Source organism: Klebsiella sp. CN_Kp073 (assembly GCF_040065495.2).
GTDB classification, from domain to species: Bacteria; Pseudomonadota; Gammaproteobacteria; order Enterobacterales; family Enterobacteriaceae; genus Klebsiella; species Klebsiella aerogenes.
The window spans coordinates 2,679,370-2,696,618 of sequence record NZ_CM198051.1 but is presented as its reverse complement, the minus strand read 5'-3'; the positions used below and the strand labels follow the sequence as shown (position 1 = coordinate 2,696,618).

General features: G+C 54.7%; 17 protein-coding genes. 8 read left to right on the top strand and 9 right to left on the bottom strand.

What is annotated here, in order from left to right; all coding sequences use genetic code 11:
* The first annotated feature begins 65 nt into the window (after window positions 1-65).
* From glsB to ABLV66_RS12970, 6 genes are all read left to right on the top strand, one after another.
* The gene (gene glsB, locus ABLV66_RS12995) at window positions 66-992 is read left to right on the top strand and encodes a glutaminase B (RefSeq protein ID WP_015366717.1); all 927 of its coding nucleotides are present in this window, start codon (window positions 66-68) and stop codon (window positions 990-992) included.
* Entirely contained in the window at window positions 992-1,360 is a 369-nt protein-coding gene (locus ABLV66_RS12990) for a DUF4186 domain-containing protein (RefSeq protein ID WP_047050917.1), read from the top strand. Before glsB ends, ABLV66_RS12990 begins: the two co-directional genes overlap by 1 nt.
* Window positions 1,361-1,474: 114 nt before the next feature.
* Window positions 1,475-2,896, top strand: coding sequence for a GGDEF domain-containing protein (locus ABLV66_RS12985; RefSeq protein WP_045394513.1), 1,422 nt, complete (start codon window positions 1,475-1,477; stop codon window positions 2,894-2,896).
* A gap of 81 nt (window positions 2,897-2,977) precedes the next feature.
* Complete coding sequence (locus ABLV66_RS12980; RefSeq protein WP_049059760.1) at window positions 2,978-3,517, top strand: GNAT family N-acetyltransferase; 540 nt, start codon at window positions 2,978-2,980, stop codon at window positions 3,515-3,517.
* A 103-nt stretch (window positions 3,518-3,620) separates the two neighbouring features.
* Complete coding sequence (locus tag ABLV66_RS12975; protein ID WP_348877198.1) at window positions 3,621-5,072, top strand: tagaturonate reductase; 1,452 nt, start codon at window positions 3,621-3,623, stop codon at window positions 5,070-5,072.
* Window positions 5,073-5,288: 216 nt separating this feature from the next.
* The gene (locus ABLV66_RS12970; protein ID WP_316422246.1) at window positions 5,289-5,729 is read left to right on the top strand and encodes a GNAT family N-acetyltransferase; all 441 of its coding nucleotides are present in this window, start codon (window positions 5,289-5,291) and stop codon (window positions 5,727-5,729) included.
* A gap of 159 nt (window positions 5,730-5,888) precedes the next feature.
* Here ABLV66_RS12970 and denD read toward each other — a convergent pair whose 3' ends face one another.
* From denD to otnK, 5 genes are all read right to left on the bottom strand, one after another.
* Window positions 5,889-6,872 (bottom strand): D-erythronate dehydrogenase, encoded by a 984-nt coding sequence (gene denD, locus ABLV66_RS12965; protein WP_348877199.1) that lies wholly within the window; start codon window positions 6,870-6,872, stop codon window positions 5,889-5,891.
* A 19-nt stretch (window positions 6,873-6,891) separates the two neighbouring features.
* Window positions 6,892-8,208, bottom strand: coding sequence for an MFS transporter (locus tag ABLV66_RS12960; RefSeq protein WP_045394499.1), 1,317 nt, complete (start codon window positions 8,206-8,208; stop codon window positions 6,892-6,894).
* A gap of 63 nt (window positions 8,209-8,271) precedes the next feature.
* On the bottom strand, window positions 8,272-9,051 hold the full coding sequence (gene otnI / locus ABLV66_RS12955) for a 2-oxo-tetronate isomerase (protein ID WP_047048168.1): 780 nt from the start codon (window positions 9,049-9,051) through the stop codon (window positions 8,272-8,274).
* Complete coding sequence (gene otnC / locus ABLV66_RS12950) at window positions 9,051-9,680, bottom strand: 3-oxo-tetronate 4-phosphate decarboxylase (RefSeq protein ID WP_045394494.1); 630 nt, start codon at window positions 9,678-9,680, stop codon at window positions 9,051-9,053. Before otnC ends, otnI begins: the two co-directional genes overlap by 1 nt.
* Entirely contained in the window at window positions 9,677-10,945 is a 1,269-nt protein-coding gene (gene otnK, locus ABLV66_RS12945) for a 3-oxo-tetronate kinase (protein ID WP_348877200.1), read from the bottom strand. The genes otnC and otnK overlap by 4 nt, the downstream gene beginning before the upstream one ends.
* Before the next feature lie 221 nt (window positions 10,946-11,166).
* On the opposite strand from otnK, the gene ABLV66_RS12940 reads away from it, so the two are divergent.
* Window positions 11,167-11,940, top strand: coding sequence for a DeoR family transcriptional regulator (locus ABLV66_RS12940; protein WP_348877213.1), 774 nt, complete (start codon window positions 11,167-11,169; stop codon window positions 11,938-11,940).
* On the opposite strand, the gene tam is transcribed toward ABLV66_RS12940, so the two are convergent.
* Window positions 11,906-12,694 carry a trans-aconitate 2-methyltransferase gene (gene tam, locus ABLV66_RS12935; protein WP_047048173.1) on the bottom strand — a complete coding sequence of 263 codons (789 nt, stop codon included), beginning with the start codon at window positions 12,692-12,694 and terminating at the stop codon, window positions 11,906-11,908. The genes ABLV66_RS12940 and tam overlap by 35 nt on opposite strands.
* A 178-nt stretch (window positions 12,695-12,872) precedes the next feature.
* Between tam and ABLV66_RS12930 the strand changes: the two genes are divergently transcribed.
* The gene (locus ABLV66_RS12930) at window positions 12,873-13,673 is read left to right on the top strand and encodes an MBL fold metallo-hydrolase (protein ID WP_047079219.1); all 801 of its coding nucleotides are present in this window, start codon (window positions 12,873-12,875) and stop codon (window positions 13,671-13,673) included.
* Window positions 13,674-13,679: 6 nt separating this feature from the next.
* Here the strand turns inward: ABLV66_RS12930 and ABLV66_RS12925 are convergent, their stop codons facing one another.
* The 3 genes from ABLV66_RS12925 to tli1a form a co-directional block, all read right to left on the bottom strand.
* Entirely contained in the window at window positions 13,680-13,970 is a 291-nt protein-coding gene (locus tag ABLV66_RS12925; protein ID WP_015366702.1) for a hypothetical protein, read from the bottom strand.
* A 247-nt stretch (window positions 13,971-14,217) separates the two neighbouring features.
* Window positions 14,218-16,668 (bottom strand): Tle1 family T6SS lipase effector, encoded by a 2,451-nt coding sequence (locus ABLV66_RS12920; protein WP_047048177.1) that lies wholly within the window; start codon window positions 16,666-16,668, stop codon window positions 14,218-14,220.
* Entirely contained in the window at window positions 16,656-17,228 is a 573-nt protein-coding gene (gene tli1a / locus ABLV66_RS12915; protein WP_047048182.1) for a Tli1a family immunity protein, read from the bottom strand. Before tli1a ends, ABLV66_RS12920 begins: the two co-directional genes overlap by 13 nt.
* Window positions 17,229-17,249 lie beyond the last annotated feature (21 nt).

Here is a 17,249-nt window from a genome sequence, read left to right as displayed (position 1 = left end):
GACGTCCGTCGTCGCGCTCTGCTATACTCGCCACCCGAATTTCGATGGTGGGCAAGGAGCCGAGTGTGGCGACGGTTATTAATAATGCAATGCTGGATGCCGTTCTGGCAGAAATCAGGCCGCTGATTGGGCGCGGCAAGGTAGCGGACTACATTCCAGCCCTGGCGCGCGTTAGCGGCAATAAACTTGGCGTCGCTATCTGTACGGTCGACGGTCAGCACTATAGCGCCGGCGATGCCCACGAACGCTTCTCAATTCAGTCTATCTCGAAGGTGCTCAGTCTGGTGGTGGCGATGAACCATTATCAGGAAGAGGAGATCTGGCAACGCGTCGGTAAAGATCCCTCCGGACAGCCCTTTAACTCCTTACTGCAGCTGGAGATAGAACAGGGCAAACCGCGTAACCCCTTTATCAACGCCGGAGCGTTGGTGGTTTGCGACATGCTGCAAAGCCGTCTGAGCGCGCCGCGTCAGAGAATGCTGGAGATCGTGCGTCGGCTGAGCGGGGTGGACGATATTGCCTATGATTCGGTGGTCGCGCGATCCGAGTTCGAACACTCTGCACGTAATGCCGCCATCGCCTGGCTGATGAAATCTTTCGGCAATTTCCATAACGATGTCGCCACGGTGCTCCAAAACTATTTCCACTACTGCTCGCTGGAGATGAGCTGCGTCGAGCTGGCGCGGACCTTCCTGTTCCTCGCCGATCGGGGGATTGCCCCGCATCTGGCGGATCCGGTTATCGCGCCGATACAGTCGCGGCAGGTAAACGCGCTGATGATGACCAGCGGTATGTACCAGAACGCCGGCGAGTTCGCCTGGCGCGTCGGGCTGCCGGCAAAATCCGGCGTCGGCGGCGGCATTGTGGCGATTGTGCCGCAGGAGATGGCGATTGCGGTGTGGAGTCCGGAACTTGATGAGGCCGGTAACTCGCTGGCGGGGATCGCTTTACTGGAAAAACTCACCCAACGTTTAGGAAGATCGGTGTTCTGATGTCTGCAATGGAAACTCTGTTCGCCCGGCTTGGGCGTTCAACGTTCCGTTCACGCTTCCACCTTGGGGCGAAAGAGCGGCAGTATTGTTATGATAAAGGGCCGGAGGTTATCGACAGCCACGCGGCGGATTTTATCGCCAAACGGCTGGCTCCGGCGCAGATCGCTAATGATGGTAAGCAGACGCCGATGCGCGGGCACCCGGTGTTTATCGCTCAGCACGCCACGGCCACCTGCTGCCGCGGCTGTCTGGAAAAATGGCATGCGATCCCGCGCGGACGGGAACTGAGCGGCGAGGAGCAGCGTTACGTCGTACAGGTGATTCACCATTGGCTGGTCATGGAAATGAATGCGATTACCCGCCGTTAACCTGTAACGCGAAGGCATGGCAGTATGCCTAACAAATATTCTCATGCTATGATAATCCGCTAACTAATTATTTACATAATAATTGCCTGAAACAATTAGACGGATAATTACTGAATGTCTTCACTGTCGATTCGGTCATTCACGCTATTTCGCGAGGATCAACCGGTGCGCGATGCGCTGGTGTTATTCACGCTGACGATCCTGCTGCACTTTATGGGCGCCATGCTGCGTCTGGTGCAGGAGCTTTCGTTCTTTTGGCCGCTCAATGCCGTCATGGCAGGTATTTTCGCACGCTACGTCTGGCTAAATCGCAGCTATTTTTACGCTATTTGTTTTGCCGCGATGCTGGTTTATGACGGCCTGACTTCCCGTTGGGGCATGGGTTTTGCGTCGCTGCTGATTAACTTCTCCAATATCGTCTTTATCGTTATTCTGGCGCAACTGGTGCTGTGGGATAAGCGGCGCGCCGATTCGATGCCGGGGCCAATTAACGCTCTGAATCTGTTTTGTTATTGCCTGCTGGCGGCGCTGGTGTGCGCCGCGGTAGGCGCGCTGGGTTCGGTTGATGTTGAACGGGCGACGTTCATTCCGCAACTGGCGGACTGGTTTAGTGAGCAGTTCTCGACCGCGGTACTCATCTTGCCGTTTATTCTGACCCTGACGCTGCCCTCGGTGCTGGGCCGTTTTCGCTTTAGCCAACTGTTGCCGGTTATCGCGCTGGTGTTATCGATAGCGCTCGGCGTGGCGGTAGGCGGCGCCGGAAGCCTGACCTTCCCGTTGCCGGCCTTGATCTGGTGCGCGATTCGCTATCCCTTGCCGCTGACCTGCCTGCTGACTTTTATGACCGGTATCACGGAAATTCTGCTGGTGGCGAACTCGCTTATTCATCTTTCGCCGGATGCGCGTCCCCAGCCGTGGCAGCTGTTTTCAACCCGTCTTGGTATGGCGGCGATGCTGATTAGTCCGGTGATCGTGGCGACCAGCGTCGAGGCTATCAACAACCTGGTCAAACAGCTGGCGCTCCGCGCTGACTTTGATTTTCAGACCCGCGTTTACTCGCGCTCCGGTTTGGGCGAGGCGCTGAAACGTCAGGCGCCGCAGGCGAATAAACAGCTCTCGGTGATGGTGCTGGATATCGATGGTTTTAAACGGGTGAATGATACCTGGGGTCATGAATGCGGTGACTGCGTGCTGGCCCAGTTTGCCCAGCGCGTACGTGAACTGGCAGGCGAAGAGGGAATGGTGGCGCGTATCGGCGGGGAAGAATTTGCCGTCGCGGCGCTGCTCGATAATGCTCAACAATCCCATCTGCTGGCGGAAAAAATTCGCCAGGGAATCGAGTCGGAAACCTTCACCTGGGGGCAGCAGCGTATTCGCCTGACGGTGAGTCTCGGCCTGCAGTGCCGTGAAGTGGGTGAAGGACGGATCGCCGAGCTGTTTAATCAGCTGCTAATGGAAGCGGATGACCTGTTAGTCAACGCCAAGCAGGCCGGGCGCAATCGTGTTTGCGTGCAGGCGCTGCCTGACGGCGTGTGATAAGAAAATCCAATGGTCTTTTTGCTTGAGTTAAATATTAGTTAAAAACATAGTGATGTGGTCATTATCAGGGAGCAACCCATGGCCACACCTATTTCACTTCGCACGCTGACGCGTGAATCCATTCTTGAACATCTTCCGCAATTAAATGAAATCCTCGCCAGCTGCGTTAACGGCGGGGCTTCGGTCAGTTTTATGCAGCCGTTTTCGCCGGACACCGGCGAGCGATTCTGGCAGCGGATGGCGCAAAGCGTCGCCGCCGGTGAGCGGATTGTGCTGGCGGCAGAAAACCAACAACGGCAGATAGTGGGGACCGTCCAGTTGATTATCGACCAACCGGAAAACCAGCCGCACCGTGCCGATATCGCCAAGCTTTTGGTTCACCAAAATGCGCGCCGACAGGGGATCGCCGGGTTACTGATGAGCGAGCTTGAGGCTATTGCACTGGCGCACGGGAAAACGGTGCTGGTGCTGGATACCGCGACCGGCAGCGGAGCGGAACGCTTCTATCAGCAGTGTGGCTGGCAAAAAGCGGGGGAAATTCCGCAGTTTGCCTTAATGCCTGACGGGGAAATGACGGGCACCACGCTGTTCTATAAGATCCTCCCGGCGACAGAATAAAACGAAGAGGTTTGATCAAAACGGGGTTTTGCCAATCATAAAACCTGATAACTTATTGGACCAATTACTCAGGTTGTATGACTACTCTAAGAGGGAACCCATTGTGAAAACCTTAAACCGTCGTGATTTCCCCGGCGCGCAGTACCCTGAACGTATCATCCAGTTTGGCGAAGGTAACTTCCTGCGCGCGTTTGTTGACTGGCAGATTGACCTGCTTAACGAGCATACTGACCTGAATGCTGGCGTGGTCATCGTCCGACCCATCGCCAGCGATTTCCCGCCGTCGCTGAGCACTCAGGATGGCCTCTATACCACGATTATTCGCGGATTGAATGAAAAGGGCGAGGCGGTCAGCGATGCGCGTCTTATTCGTTCGGTAAACCGCGAAATTAGCGCCTACCACGATTACGATGAATTTCTGCGCCTGGCGCACAATCCGGACATTCGTTTTGTCTTCTCCAACACCACGGAGGCCGGTATTAGTTACTATGCGGGCGACCGTTTCGACGATGCGCCCGCGGTAAGTTATCCGGCGAAACTGACGCGGCTGCTATATGAGCGCTTCAGCCATTTTGCCGGCGCTGCTGATAAAGGCTGGGTTATCATCCCTTGTGAGCTCATTGATTATAACGGCGAGGCGCTGCGTGAACTGGTGCTGCGCTATGCACGTGAATGGGCGCTGCCGGCAGCTTTCGCCGCCTGGCTTGCAGAGGCGAACACCTTCTGTTCGACGCTGGTGGACCGCATCGTGACCGGCTATCCGCGCGATGAAGCGGAGCAGATTGAAACGCAGCTTGGCTATAACGACGCCTTTCTTGATACCGCCGAACACTTTTACCTGTTCGTGATCCAGGGGCCGAAATCGCTGGCCGCCGAACTGCGCCTCGATAAATTACCGCTCAACGTGCTGATTGTTGACGATATCAAACCGTATAAAGAACGAAAGGTCGCGATTCTCAACGGCGCGCATACCGCACTGGTGCCGGTGGCCTGGCAGGCGGGTCTGGACACCGTTGGTGAAGCGATGAACGACGTGGAAGTCTGCGCATTTGTCGAAAAAGCGATATACCAGGAGATTATCCCGGTTCTCGATCTGCCGCGCGATGAGCTGGAATCGTTCGCCAGCGCGGTAACAGGACGCTTCCGCAATCCCTATATCAAGCACCAACTGTTATCTATCGCCCTTAATGGCATGACTAAATTCCGCACTCGTATCCTGCCGCAGCTGCTGGCAGGGCAGAAGCAGAGCGGTAAGCTCCCTGCGCGCCTGACCTTCGCGCTGGCGGCGCTGATCGCCTTCTACCGCGGCGAACGTAACGGTGAAGTCTACCCGGTTCAGGACGACGCGGAGTGGATCGAACGCTTCCAGTCGTTGTGGGCGCAGCATCGCGACGGCCAGCTTGCAACGCGGGATCTGGTAACGTCGGTGTTGTCGGTAGAAACGCACTGGCAGCAGGATCTGACGAAGGTGCCGGGGCTGACGGCGCAGGTGACGGCCGATCTGGAGGCTATTTTACGTGATGGCATGCGCAGTGCCGTAAAACCGCTGTGCTAAACGCTCCACTGTAATGACCCGGCATGCTGCCGGGTTAATTTTTATCATTAGTTACAACATTCTGATTGTTATTAACAATAAACCGTTGCAGTAACGCCATACCCGCATCGCTTAGTAGGGAGGAAAAAGATGAAATGTGCACTCGGCGCTTGAAGTCATTTTCAGAAAGCAAAATAATGACTTAACGATGACGTTTAGCGTGCGGAGATCCCATCAATGAATATCGACATTCGTGAACCTGCCGACCGGGATTACAGCGCCTGGCGAGCGTTATGGGAGGGGTACACGCAGTTCTATAATAGCCCGCAGCCGGATAGCGTTACCGAACATACCTGGCGGCGTTTGCGGGATCCACATTCACCGGTAATCGGCCGGGTGGCCGTGGTTGATGGCGAGGTGCTGGGGTTTGCTATCTGCGTACTGCACGAAGGCACCTGGGTGACGACGCCAATTTGTTATCTGGAAGACCTGTTTGTTGCGCCAAAAGCCCGCGGACGGGGAGTCGCGAGAACGCTGATTCAAACCCTGCAGGCTGAAGGTAAAATTCAGGGATGGTCGCGGCTGTACTGGCACACCCGTCACGATAATCCTGCACGCCGACTGTATGATGAATTCACCCCTGCGGACGATTATGTTCGGTATCTGATGAAGCTCTAGCTGTGCGACACAGGAGAAGCAACATGGAAAAACGAATCGAAACTACCGTTAATCTGATTATGTTTCTGTCGTTACTGGCCACCGCCTGGGATCTTTCGCTAGTTCACGACTTCCCCTGGTAACATGCCGCGGCGCCGTCGGGCGCCGCTGGTACCGAACCTATTTGAGGTAATCCGCCATATACTCTTCGATCATTTCGCTGAAGCTGTGGTTGGCGCTAAACCCAAGACGCTGAGCGTAACGCGTGTCGAAATCGCCGGGCCATGAATTGACAATGCGTTCAATGGCGGCATCGGGGGTGAAGGTAATGCGCTGCGCGACCTCACTGCCGGCAACCTGGCGTAACGCCGCTATCATCTGTTCGACGCTGACCGACAGCCCGCAGAGATTAATCACCCGACCGTCCGTCAACTGTGCTTCAGCCAGTTCATGCCCGTGAATTAAAGCTTTAATTGCGTTACGGGGCGACAACAGCCATAAACGAGTATCCGCCGGGACCGGGCAAACGGCGGGTTCTCCTTTAAGAGGCTCGCGGATAATACCGCTGGCAAAACTCGATGCCGCCTGATTGGGCCTTCCCGGACGCACGACGATGGTGGGCATGCGCAGACTTCTGCCATTAAGCCAACCGCGTCGGCTGTAATCCGCCAGTAACAGATCGCAAATCGCTTTTTGCGTACCGTAAGAACTCTGCGGCAACCATACCTGTGAATCGCTCACTTTTTCCGGCAAGTCGCCGCCGAACACCGCCACCGAACTGGTGGTCACCAGTTTGACGCTCTGCGGCAGCTGACGCAGGTGCTCCAGCAGTTGGCGGAAGGCATCAACGTTGATTTTCATCCCCAGCTCGAAGTCTTGTTCCGCCTGGCTTGAAACGATGGCGGCTAAATGAAAGACGCTATCGACCTGAGCGGGAATCGCGCTACGTAACCATTCGCTATCGCTGATGTCGCCGGTTAATACTTGTAAACGGCTATCGTCGATCCCCTGTAACGCCACGCGGTCGATAGCGATCAGTCTACCGATTTCTTGCGTTTCGCCCTGCGGGCCGCTTAGCGAACCACGTTGAAGCAGGGCCTTGACCAGTTGGGAGCCAAGAAATCCGGCGGCGCCGGTGACGGCAATCGTTAATGTATTATTCATGGTGATGTTCTCAATATTATTAATGGTTAACCATACGAGCAGGAATGCGGAATATCGCAGCGGCGCCGATAAACAGCGTCGCGGAGATGATTAAGGTGCCAGTTAGCGTCGAATGGGTCATATCGGTGAGCAGGCCCATGATCCACGGCGCGACAAAGCCGGCGAGATTGCCAAAGGAGTTGATTACCGCGATACCAACCGCCGCTGAAGCGCCGCCAAGGAAGGCCGTCGGTAGGCTCCAGAAGAGTGGTAGGGTGCTCAATCCGCCCGCGGCGCCAATTGTTAAGCCGATCATCGCAATCACCAAATCGTGGCTGAATAACGCCGCAATAATCATGCCCAGGCCGCTCATGACGGCGATGGCGGCGAGATGCCAGCGACGTTCTCTGTGTTTATCGGCGCTACGCGAAGCGGCAATCATGGTGACTATCGCTGCGGCATAAGGAATAGCGGTTAACAATCCGACTTTCAGCACATCGCCTTCACCGGCGTTGTGAATCAGCGTTGGCATCCAGAAACTAACGGTATAGAACCCGGCAATCAGGCAGAAATAGATAAAAGTCAGTAACCAGACCTTCGGATTCTTCAGGACGGCCAGCATTGAACCATGCTGCTCGGTTTTATGGCTGCCATCGCTGTGCAGTCGCGCCTCGAGCAACGCTTTTTCGTCATCTGAAAGCCATTTCGCCTGAGAAATGCGGTCGGTAAGCAGAAATATCACCAGTACGCCAATCAGCAGTGATGGCGCGCCTTCAATAATGTACAACCACTTCCAGCCAGCGAGACCGCCATACTCATGAAAATGGCCCATAATCCAGCCAGAAAGCGGAGCGCCGAGGATCCCCGAAAGCGGCACGGCGGTAGCAAAGAGGGCAAACATCCGTCCGCGGCGATAGCTGGGGAACCAGAACGAAAGATACAGAATTACGCCGGGATAAAAGCCTGATTCCGCCACGCCTAAAAAGAAGCGCACGGTATAAAACTCCAGCGGCGTGCGCACGAATGCCGTCAGCGGCGCGATGAGCGCCCAGGAAATAAGTAAACCGCCAAGTAAACGTCTGGCGCCGAAGCGATGAAGGATCATATTGCTGGGAATTTCAAAAAAGAAAAAGCCGATAAAAAATATTCCCGCGCCGATACCGTAAACAGTATCGGAAAAGGCCAGATCGCTCGACATTTGCAATTTAGCGATACTGACGTTGATTCGATCAAGATAGGCCAGAATATAGCAAATCATTAATAAGGGCAGCGTGCGGCGGACGACTTTCTTCCACACTAACTCTTCATTTACGGCAGGCGCAACCGCCTCCAGGCTCAACGCAGAGTGGTTTGACATAGTTCTATCTCCAGAAAATGAGCGCGCATCGGCGCTCACTGAGGCATTGATATTATGTGATTTTTAGTTATTTAACCAAGGTTGCGCCCAGCGCAGTCCGGCTTGTGTCCCGGCGCGTGGACTATATTCTGCGGCGACGTAACCCTCATATTTTTCCTGCTCGAGTACGGCGAATATCCATTGATAATCCACTTCGCCGTCAATCGGTTCCTGGCGCGCCGGTACAGATGCGATCTGGATATGGCCGATATACTCTTTAAAGTTTTTCAATAAATAAGTTAGATTGCCATCGACCTGCTGGGCGTGGAAAATATCAAGCTGCAGTCGAATATTATCGCGGTCCGCCTGGTGAATATATTCCATCGCCTGATATTGGCTGGAAAATAAATATCCCGGACGGGTGGCGGGCGATAAACCTTCAAGCAGAATGGTGATGTTATGCGGTTTGGCTCGATCCGCCGCGTAGCGTACGTTGTCAATAAACGTGTTAGCACATTGCTGCCGGTCGAACCCTTCGGTGACGCCCGCCATAACGTGTATCGCCGGGCACTGCAGAGCTGCAGCATAATGAATAGCTAAATCAATGGCTTTGCGGGCTTCCTGTTCACGGCCGGGTAAAGCCGATAACCCCCATTCGCCGCGTGCGGTATCGCCTGCCGGAGTATTGATGCCGATAAGCTTGAGGTGATGTTTCTCTAATTCGTGGGCGACGGTCGCTACGGGATATTCATAGGGGAACCACATCTCCACGGCGTTAAAACCGGCACTAGCCGCCAGGGAGAAGCGCTCCAGAAGCGGATTTTCGCCGAATAACATCGATAAATTGGCAGCAAGTTTCAACATTATTGCATTCCTCGAAGCACAGTCATTTGTTGATGATCGAGATAGTTCACCGGGCTGTTTTTCAACGTGAAGAACAGGCGGGCGGACGCTTCCATCTCTTCCAGATTGTCGGCGGCATCGCGAAGCGATTTACCCACCACCACCGGACCATGATTAGCCAGCAAAAAAGCCTTATGCTGCGCGGCGCGTTCGCCGAGCCATTGGCCAATCTGCGGATCGCCTGGGCGGAAATAGGGGACAAGCGGTATTTCACCTACCCGCATGACCACATACGGCGTGCAGGCCGGCAGGGTATTAGCCGGATCCAGATCCTGCAGGCAGGATAAAGCCGTCAGGTAGTGGCAATGCAGATGGACGACGGCGCGACACTGAGGATTGTTGCGGTACAGCGCGAGATGAAAACTCACCTCTTTTGAGGGTTTTAACCCCGAGAGCAATTCACCGCTCAGGGTCACGTGCGACAATTCTTCGGCGTTAAGCTCGCCAAGACAGGAGCCTGTCGGGGTGGCCAGAATCGTGCCGTCAGCAAGCTGGACGGAAAGATTGCCCGCCGAACCGGTTGCGTAGCCGCGTTGAAAGAAAGAGCGTGCGATAGCCACCATCTGTTGGCGTAAGGATGACTCGTTCATGCGCAAACCTCCGCGGACTGCGCGCGAGCAAAGAAATTGTCATCGCCAAAATTACCCGATTTGAGCAGCAAGAAAAGCGGTCGGGAATCTGCCTTAATCCACGGCACGCCGGGTGAGACCGCGGCGCCAATAGCGAAATGGCGAAGCTCCAGCGCTTGCGTTACCGCGCCGGAGGTTTCTCCACCAGCGACGATGAACCGGCTGACGCCTTGCTGCACAAGTTGTTTTGCCAACAGAGAAAACAGCGCCTCAACAATCAACCGGCTTGGCTCGGCGCCATAGCGTTGCTGGATGTTGTGCAGTTCGGCGACCGAAGTGGTGGCATAAATCATAGGCGCCATGTCCGCGTTGGACTGCTTTTTCAGCCATTCAACGATCTGGACGCAGTACTCATCAAGCTTCCAACGTTTATCCAGCAAACCTGCCACGTCTACGGCCAGCGATGGCGCCAGTTGGCGGTATTTTTCCACCTGCGCCTGAGTTCTCATAGAACAGGAGCCGGATAATACTACCGTACTGGCCGCTGGCGTGGTGACGCTAAAGGGAAGGGAAGGCGCCGTGGCGTTGGCCCAGCAGCGCGCGAGACCGGCGGCTAAGCCGGATCCCCCGGTAACCAGCTTCATATCGTGCAGCGCTTGTCCCTGAATTTGCAGATGTTTATCGTTTAATGCGTCCAGTGCGATATAGCGATAGCCCGCGGCGGATAGGGTTTGGATGCCGTCGCGCACGGCCGCCTCGCCGGACTCCAGCATCTGAGCATTGATAAGGGCGCATGTTCCGCGTGACTGACGTTCCATTAAACGTCGCAGATCGCTGTCATCCATGGGATTGACCGGATGATTGCGCATACCGGATTCCTGGAGCAGGCGATCTTCAACGAATAAATGTCCCTGATACACCGTACGACCGTTAATGGGCAAAGCCGGAGAGATCACCGTGGTTGCGACGCCCAGCGCATCCATTAAGGCATCGGTGACCGGACCGATATTCCCCGCGATCGTGCTATCGAAGGTGGAGCAGTACTTAAAATAAAAACGATCGCACCCCTGTTGTTGCAACCAGTGCAGCGCATTAAGTGACAGTGTCACAGATTCTTTGGCTGGAACAGAACGTGATTTCAGACTCACGACTAATGCGCGAGCATCACCCAGGTAATCTTCTCCTGGGACGCCGCTAAACAGGCTGGTCGCTATTCCGTTATTGGCCAGAAAACTGGCGATATCCGTCGCGCCGGTAAAATCATCGGCAATTATGCCTGCTCTCATATCCAGTCCTCTTCATACAGCAAGTGTTAATTTACGGTACTATCTGTTGTTAAATGTTAATATCAATGATTCAGATGATGAATACAGCGACAGTGATCACATTAAATAACATTTATTATCTATTTTTCACATCACGTGGCGCTGTCAATCCGATGTACAGCCCATCTGAATGTGATAAAATGTGAAAATATGAGATGACGAGACACCATCAGGAGAAATCGATGCTGCCGTTGGAAAGACAAGAGAAGATACTGGAAATCATTAAAGACAAAGGGGTGGTCAGCGTCGTCGAACTGGTCGAGGCGCTGGGCGTGTCGCATATGACGATCCGGCGCGATATTCAGCGCCTGGAGCAGCTTAACGTGCTGGCCAGCGTATCAGGGGGCGTGGCCCTGCCGCAACGAACCCGCTTGCTGAATGAACCTTCGCATCGCGATAAGACTCTGATGTTCCCACAGGAAAAGGAAGCTATTGGCCTGGCGGCGCTTAAGCACATTCCGGCGAATAGCACCGTCTATCTGGATGCCGGGACCACGACGCTGGCGTTGGCTGAAAACCTGGTTGAGCGCAAGGATTTGCTTATCATCACCAATGATTTTGCCATTGCCAATTTGATGATTGAACGCGGGCAGTGTGAATTGATTCATACCGGCGGGCGTCTATGTCGTGAAAATCAGTCAGCCGTTGGCCACCTGACGGCGAAAATGTTAGAGAATCTGTTTATCGATGTCGCGTTTATTTCAGCGTCATCGTGGAATTTACGCGGTCTGTCGACGCCTAACGAAAATAAAGCCATCGTGAAACAGACCGTCGCGAAGGTGAGTGAAAAATGTATCCTGCTCAGCGATTCATCAAAATACGGAAAAATGGCGAATTACCTGATCCTGCCGCTGAGCGAACTTGATGTCATCATCAGCGATGACGGGCTGAGTAGCAGCGTGGTAAATCAACTGAATGCGCTTAACGTTGAGGTCGAACTGGCGACGAGGCGTTAACCAGGCGTCGCGCGACAATAAACAGCCGCGGGAACAATAACAGCACCTTTCCGTTACACTGTAACGGATAGTGTTGCTGTAACAGCGTCAGATAACGCTCTAAAAACACCTTCTTTTCTGCTTCATCAAGATTTTGCAGATACGGGCGCAGACCGGTCGCCTGCAGCCAGTCAACGATCGCCTGGTGCGACTCCAGAGGGTGATAATAGGTGGTGCGCCAGATGTCTACCTCGCAGCCGCTGTGGGTCAGCAAGTCGTAATACTGCTGGACGCTGGGGAGCGGCTGTCGGCCGCTTTCCGGAAATCCCAGTTCTTCAGCAACCTGACGCATCAGAGTATGAGAGGGCTCTTGCCAGTTATCCGGCATCTGAACCGCCAGAACGCCGCCATCGCTTAACTGACCGGCCAGCCGTGGTAACAGCGTTTGATGGTCTGTAAGCCATTGCAAAGAGGCATTGGCATAAATCAGGTCAACCCGCTCTGCGGAATACCAGTCTTCGATATTCGCCGTAACGAATTCGCAATCGGGAAGCGCTTGCGTCGCCTGTTCCAGCATGGCGACGGAATTATCAACGCCGATAATTCGTGCTTCAGGCCAGGTAGCGCGCAGCAAGGCAGTGCTGTTACCGGGGCCGCAGCCCAGATCGACTGCCAGCTTTACCGGCTGTTGCGCAATACGCGCCGTGAGCTCAGCCGCCGGTCGGGTACGCTCATCAGCAAATTTCAGATACAGCGAGGGATTCCAGTCTGCCATAGTCGACCTCAGATTAATGTTCCGCGTTCATCAGCATAGAGGACGTAGCGCGGTTGTGAAGCTGTTTTTTAGTGACGGTGTCACTTTTTTGGGGGTGAAGGGTGCGGCGCTCATCACACAGATTGCAGGGTTTCTTCGTTACACTGGTCGTGCATATATAACAGGGATGAATGATATAATGGCCTTAACCATCAGGGTATTACTGGAAAATCGCCTTGCGGCGCACGCCGATCCGGCGTTGATAGCCAAAGCCGGGCTCAGCCTGCTCATTGAAGATGAAACCAGCAAAGTGCTGTTTGATACCGGCCCGGACGGCAGTTTTCTTGAGAATGCGCAGCGGATGGGGATTAAACTGGAGAATTTGACCGCGACGGTATTATCACACGGCCACTACGATCACTGCGGCGGCGTCCCCTGGCTGCCGGAGGAGAGTCGAATTATCTGTCATCCACGGCTTGCCCAACCGCGCTATGCCGCTATCAGCCTTGGCCGGCACGTACGCAAAATCAAAAAACTCTCGCTTGAGCTCGACTATTCCCGCTTTCGCATGGAATGCTACCGGCAGCCGTTTGCCATCAGCGAACGTCTGTTGTGGTCCGGCGAGATCGTGGTAAACCGTCCGCAATCCTTTGGCATTTTAGCCAGTACGCCGTTGACGCCTGATTATATCGTCGATGAAGGCGTCCTTATTTATCTCTCCGACCACGGTCTGGTCATCATCTGCGGCTGCGGACATCGCGGAGTAGAGAACATCGTGCGGCATTGTCAGAATATCACCGGCATCGAGCGGGTCCACGCGTTGATCGGCGGGCTACACCTGCGCGCCGCATCTGTCGCCAGGGTCTGGCAGGTCAGGAGTTACTTACAGCAGCTGCAGGTGGAGAAAATTATGGCCTGTCACTGTACCGGCGCCTGGGGAAAACTGTGGCTCGCCGGCGCACAGGCACCGGCCACCGGCGATATTTTGCAACTAGCTTAATAAGGGTCAGTCGGCATCTTTGAGCATTTCGGCGCGCCGGGCGGTGGCATAGACGAATTCCAGCATCGGCTCAAGGTCAGTATCGTGTCCCGCCTGGATGATTTTGCCACGCAGCCATTCGATTTCGCTGGTGATATCCGGATGAAAAATGTTGTTGTCCTGCGCCTTGCGTAACCATTTGAGAAGAAAATTATTTTTTCCTCTCGCTCCGCCCGATTTCTTCGTTTTTACGTGGATTTTCAGCGCGACCAGAATGCAGTAGTAAAAATGGACGCGCTGGTTGAAACTTTGATGCATGTCGGTATTTCCCGCCAGGGTAAGCCGCTCGCCGCATCAGGCGACGAGTCGAATGGAGCCAGGTCACGGGGGGATCGTTTTGTTGACGACCTCTATCACTGCACCCGTACCGCCCGGCATCCAGGACTGGATGCTCGCGGAATGGTGGCACGGATATTAAAGCGTCGTCAATTATTGATTAAATTGTTACCAGTATCATGATTAATCGGCATACATCATACGTTCTGCCCGGCCTGTTGTATTTTGATTAATTTATGGTTTCCTGCGCAAGCTCCAGCAAGATGGCGTTAATCGCGTCTTTATGCTGTGCGAGATACTGCTCTGCCATGGCGGCTTTTTGCTGTGCGATAGCCACCCCCGGTTGCTGTGTGAAGGCTCTCAGCAGTTCTGAGCCAGGTAGCATGGGGATCGGTTTCCCGGACAGAATATCGATCGCTTCAACTTCCAGACTGATGGCACCGAAGGCACCGGCGACGCCCAGTATTTTCCCCTGAACGCTTTTTTGCCTGATGGCGAGAGCCACGCCACCCGCCAACGTGGCGGCGCCCACCACCCAGCCGGCCACAATAAGGGGGGAAAGTGATTTGTTGCAGTTGTTGCCGAAATAGACCATCCGGTAACGGAAGTAACCGCCCCAGGGTTCACGGGAGCCAAAGGCATTGTGCATGAACCAAGCCCGTGAATCATGGATCTGATCGTCAAACAATGCTCGGACAAGACTGGCGGGCCGGTCTGTATTGACAGCTTCGCCGGTGTCAGGAAACAGCACTTTCAGCCGGGATTCGCCGGCAGTCTTCATGCGCATCCACTCCGCGTATTCATCGTCGGTGTTCAGCAGGTACAGGGTATTTTTAAGGGCGTAAAGGGGTTCGTAATACCATGATTGAGTACTGTCCCGCCGCAGTTCCCGGTAATCCTCCCTGAATTCTTCAGCACCCTGTCGCAGCTGGGTCTGACCGAGCATTGCATCGAAGTCTTTCGGTCCCTGAGGTAGAAGGATAAAACTGTTTTTTGGCGCCTTGATTAACTCGTTTTTGCGGTCATCTTCCACGGCCTTCTGTTTGTCTTCCCGCTCCTGTTCATGGGCTTTGCGGACTTCCGGGTCACTGTCGGCATCCAGGCCGCTGGCGGCGGCATCGAGGTAAAAGCGCTGTGTTTTATAGGTTCCTGTGGCGTAACGCCCGATGCGCCAGGTGGTAAGCCAGGCGACCTGGGTTTCCATAGCCTTTTCCAGGGGAATTGGTGCTAGCGCAGGTGTGAACTGAGAGGCCTGCTCCGGGCTGATATCCTCTTCTAATGAGGCGAGGTTCAGGGTCAGGGTACGCCAGGCATTAAAGCGACGCACCATTAGAGACTCAATGATAAACTCATCCTGTACATCCGGCGGCAATGCCCGCCACTGGTCTTTTTTCAGCGCGTCAGGGATGGCTTCAAGGGGAACCTTAAGAGGGGCGCCAGCGGCGAAAGCGGCGGCATACATGTCATGTAGGGCAATCTGTGACAGCAGCAGGGCATCATCCGGCCCGTTCGCCTTGCCCTGGTCCCCCGGTGGATAGCCGCCGCCGAGGTCGGAGTGCATGCCCGGATAGAGTACCTCGACGCAGCGGGCCGGATAGGAGCCATCGGTGCGGCGGATGGAGTCCAGCGGAAAGCACAGACGCTGCTCGTGAGCAGAAACCAGATGTACACCGTGCTTTATCAGTCCGCCGTATCTTTTTTCCTCCGGCAGTGCCTGATTGCCGTCAGCCCAGCCCATATGCCCTTCGGCAACCGGGGCGATATGCGGTATTCCGACGGATGCGACAGTATCGAGCAGACCGAGAAACTCAACGCTGAGAGGGATTTTAAGGTCGCCAGACATCAGGCACTGCTCCGGTTTATCCTGGCCTTCCTTCGGGGCGGGAAGCAGTTCGCTGAGCCAGCTGACAAAGGCGCGTGCTGCCGCCGCACCCCGCGAAAAACCGTAAATATACAGCTTAATGCCCAGTAGCTTCATTTGTCCGGGGCCCCCGGGATTAAGCGCCACTTTCAGTCTGCTGTGCAGCGGTGGAGATTTAAGAAGGCGCTGAAACTCGTTATAGCGGTTACTGCCGCCGGTCAGCCCGAAGGACATCATGGTGGTGGACATAGCCTGCACCGATGACCAGCATTCTCCGTCGTCCATTTTACCGAGTCCGGTGGTACGTCGCAGCGCATCAATGATGCGCAGTAGTCCCCAGTTAATCCTGTCTTCCCCGTGAGAGGCAAAGGCCAGCCCGCCCATGGTGAAATCGAGATCCATAATCTCCGGGAACGGGGTGCCGATACCGGGCATATAGTACTTATAATACTTGTTGCCGGCCGTGTCCGGCAGGTCCGTCAGAGCTGAATTATTATTTCCGAGCCCGGCGGCATAGCCTTGTCCTACGGTGGCACGAAAAAGGCGGGCGATATTGGTGGGGTGTTTGGGGTCTGCGATGTTGAGGTCGTGATTGAGGTTGTTGCCGGTACCGTCAAAGAACACGCTGATATGCAGGGTTTTGCAGCAGGGCGGCGCGACCAGGCGGTTTGCGGCGAGACAGAGTTCGTTATGGTAAGCCCGCTCCTGACTGTCCTGCTGGTGACAGTTTTTCCCGGTCAAAGAGGCAACAGAGGGAAGGCGTCCCTGCTCCGGGAAAGATGGTGGATACCAGACCGGCGCACTATTCACTTCGGACATACGGCGGGCTCCTTCATCTGAATGGGGTCTTTAACCGGATAAGCCGGACTGCCGTAATCGGCGCAGCTTGTTGTGACTTTTACCTGGTCACAGGGCTGGAAATGCACGGTGATGCCGCAGGTTTTGTCTGTGGAGGTATAGGGCGGGAGTGGCACGATGCGTGAATGCTGTTTTTTCATCCGCCTGATTTTTGCGAACCATTCCCTATTTTTAGCACTGTACTCATCCCAGGCACGATTTCTGTCTTTTTGAGACATCCCTGTGGTATTAGGTGGGATGGGTTTGGGTTCTGTCATATCAAGAGTGCTACCCAGACCTGTTTCCCAATCCACTCTGACTGTCAGGCCGGGTTTCCATGACGGCGGCGCGCGGTAACAGCACCCGCCGCCTCCCCCCTGAAAGGGGCCTATGGCATCCAGACCGGACTGTCCGTTAACGCTGAAATGATTAATCGCCCATTTGGTATGGTTGATGGCTTCGATAGTGCCTGCAAATGCGACGGGAGAGCCGGTAAGCAGCAGAACGACACCGGTCAGCAAAGTCCTGTAACAGGGATTCATCCATAATTCCTTTTATTCTGG

Excerpts from the sequence above, each read along its gene's own strand:
- ABLV66_RS12930 (WP_047079219.1), top strand. The coding sequence starts at position 12,873 with ATGGCCTTAACCATCAGGGTATTACTGGAAAATCGCCTTGCGGCGCAC.
- tam (WP_047048173.1), bottom strand. The coding sequence starts at position 12,694 with ATGGCAGACTGGAATCCCTCGCTGTATCTGAAATTTGCTGATGAGCGT.
- ABLV66_RS12925 (WP_015366702.1), bottom strand. The coding sequence starts at position 13,970 with ATGCATCAAAGTTTCAACCAGCGCGTCCATTTTTACTACTGCATTCTG.
- otnI (WP_047048168.1), bottom strand. The coding sequence starts at position 9,051 with ATGTTGAAACTTGCTGCCAATTTATCGATGTTATTCGGCGAAAATCCG.
- otnC (WP_045394494.1), bottom strand. The coding sequence starts at position 9,680 with ATGAACGAGTCATCCTTACGCCAACAGATGGTGGCTATCGCACGCTCT.
- ABLV66_RS12980 (WP_049059760.1), top strand. The coding sequence starts at position 2,978 with ATGGCCACACCTATTTCACTTCGCACGCTGACGCGTGAATCCATTCTT.
- otnK (WP_348877200.1), bottom strand. The coding sequence starts at position 10,945 with ATGAGAGCAGGCATAATTGCCGATGATTTTACCGGCGCGACGGATATC.
- ABLV66_RS12970 (WP_316422246.1), top strand. The coding sequence starts at position 5,289 with ATGAATATCGACATTCGTGAACCTGCCGACCGGGATTACAGCGCCTGG.
- ABLV66_RS12990 (WP_047050917.1), top strand. The coding sequence starts at position 992 with ATGTCTGCAATGGAAACTCTGTTCGCCCGGCTTGGGCGTTCAACGTTC.
- ABLV66_RS12920 (WP_047048177.1), bottom strand. The coding sequence starts at position 16,668 with ATGTCCGAAGTGAATAGTGCGCCGGTCTGGTATCCACCATCTTTCCCG.
- tli1a (WP_047048182.1), bottom strand. The coding sequence starts at position 17,228 with ATGAATCCCTGTTACAGGACTTTGCTGACCGGTGTCGTTCTGCTGCTT.
- ABLV66_RS12960 (WP_045394499.1), bottom strand. The coding sequence starts at position 8,208 with ATGTCAAACCACTCTGCGTTGAGCCTGGAGGCGGTTGCGCCTGCCGTA.
- denD (WP_348877199.1), bottom strand. The coding sequence starts at position 6,872 with ATGAATAATACATTAACGATTGCCGTCACCGGCGCCGCCGGATTTCTT.
- ABLV66_RS12985 (WP_045394513.1), top strand. The coding sequence starts at position 1,475 with ATGTCTTCACTGTCGATTCGGTCATTCACGCTATTTCGCGAGGATCAA.
- ABLV66_RS12940 (WP_348877213.1), top strand. The coding sequence starts at position 11,167 with ATGCTGCCGTTGGAAAGACAAGAGAAGATACTGGAAATCATTAAAGAC.